This is a genomic window from Rhodococcus sp. T7 (assembly GCF_009872365.1).
Classification (GTDB): domain Bacteria; phylum Actinomycetota; class Actinomycetes; order Mycobacteriales; family Mycobacteriaceae; genus Rhodococcus_F.
Genome location: NZ_WXYH01000239.1, coordinates 1 through 1,324, shown reverse-complemented (window position 1 = coordinate 1,324; position 1,324 = coordinate 1). Strand labels below are relative to the sequence as shown.

Below are 1,324 nucleotides of genomic sequence, written 5' to 3'. Positions count from 1 at the left end.
ATATCAGCTGACCGAGGCAGGCCAGTCACTGATGCCGGTCCTCGACGAACTGGCGGACTGGGCGAGGACGCACCTCAGGCTGCAGTGACCGGCACGCGTGTCACGGTGCGCGCGTGGAGTCGTCGAGGACGGGTCGGGTCCATGTCTGGTGCGAGCCCGCACCCTTCGCTACGAGACCGAGCTCGCGCAACTTGGCGATCGTCATCATCGTGTTGAACATGGGGTTCGGATTCGCGCCCGATACGCCCAGCTCCTGGGATCGCGCGATGAAGGCCTGAACGAACGCCGGTAGGTCGTCGATGCGATCGGTGAGCAGTGCCTGTGCGGCGCCGTCGAGCGCCGAAGCCTGATCGAGCAACGTCGACAGGCGCGCGGCTGCGGCCTGGCGATCGAACACCTCGAACGCGTGGCCCTCGGTGACGACGTCGAGAGCGCCGGTCTCGACCAGCGTCAGCGCCAAGGCGGCCGCGGCGAAGATGTTCATCTGGTTGGCGTCGTGCATCGCGCCGCACGGCCCGTTCGGCTCGTCCGACAGGTGCAGCAACCGTGCCCCGGGGAGGTGGACGACGACCTGGCCGGCGCAGTGACCGTGGGTGCGGACGACCTGAACGGCACCGTCCCCGAACGACCAGCCGGACACGTGTTGAGAGCCGATGACGAGGTGCTCGAGCGGGAGTTCCTCGTACGTCCGGGTGATATCGGTGACGGGAACGTAGGGCCGGTACATGGCGAGGAGCCGACGTGCTGCGTCAGCGGGATCCTCGAACCCCGGCACCAGGCCGGACACACGTTCGAGACTCGTGATCCAGTAGGGGAGCCCTCGATCGCGGTACTGGCTCGAGTCGTGCGCGCTGACGAAATGCTGCACGTTCGAGCGGTCGAGTCCGACGCCGAGGTCGTCGACGATGTCGTTGTTGCCGACATGGTCGGGGTGACCGTGGGTGGTGAGCAGCAGGACCTTCGACCACGGAGCGAGGTCGTCGGCAGCGGATCGGATCGCGTCGCGGAAAGCGGTGGTCACCCCGGTGTCGACGACCACCAGGAGATCTCCGGCTCGGTGAACGATCGCGTTGCCCACATCCGGCTGGTCCGCGGCCATGTCGAGCGGTTGACCCACGATCATGCGCGTTCGAGCGTCGATCTCGATCTGTTCGCCGAGTGCCACTCGTTCGTTCTAGCATGCCACCCGCCTCGCTGTCTCCCTCCGAGAATCCGATCAGTGACTAGCAACAAAAGTGTTACTAGTAAAAAACTAGTTGACAGTTGGATGGGAAGTCTGCGAGGGACCGCCCGTATCGGTCACATATCAGCTGACCGAGGCAGG

The 1,324-nt window shown here is 65.2% G+C and carries 2 protein-coding genes; one reads left to right on the top strand and one right to left on the bottom strand.

Annotated features, from left to right (window positions below):
* The first annotated feature begins 7 nt into the window (after positions 1 to 7).
* Positions 8 to 88: a hypothetical protein gene (locus tag MLGJGCBP_RS51935; RefSeq protein WP_268960765.1), complete on the top strand. Its 81-nt coding sequence runs from the start codon at positions 8 to 10 to the stop codon at positions 86 to 88.
* 12 nt (positions 89 to 100) lie between these two features.
* Here MLGJGCBP_RS51935 and MLGJGCBP_RS21580 read toward each other — a convergent pair whose 3' ends face one another.
* Positions 101 to 1,165: an MBL fold metallo-hydrolase gene (locus tag MLGJGCBP_RS21580; protein WP_160097952.1), complete on the bottom strand. Its 1,065-nt coding sequence runs from the start codon at positions 1,163 to 1,165 to the stop codon at positions 101 to 103.
* Between the last annotated feature and the right edge of the window lie 159 nt (positions 1,166 to 1,324).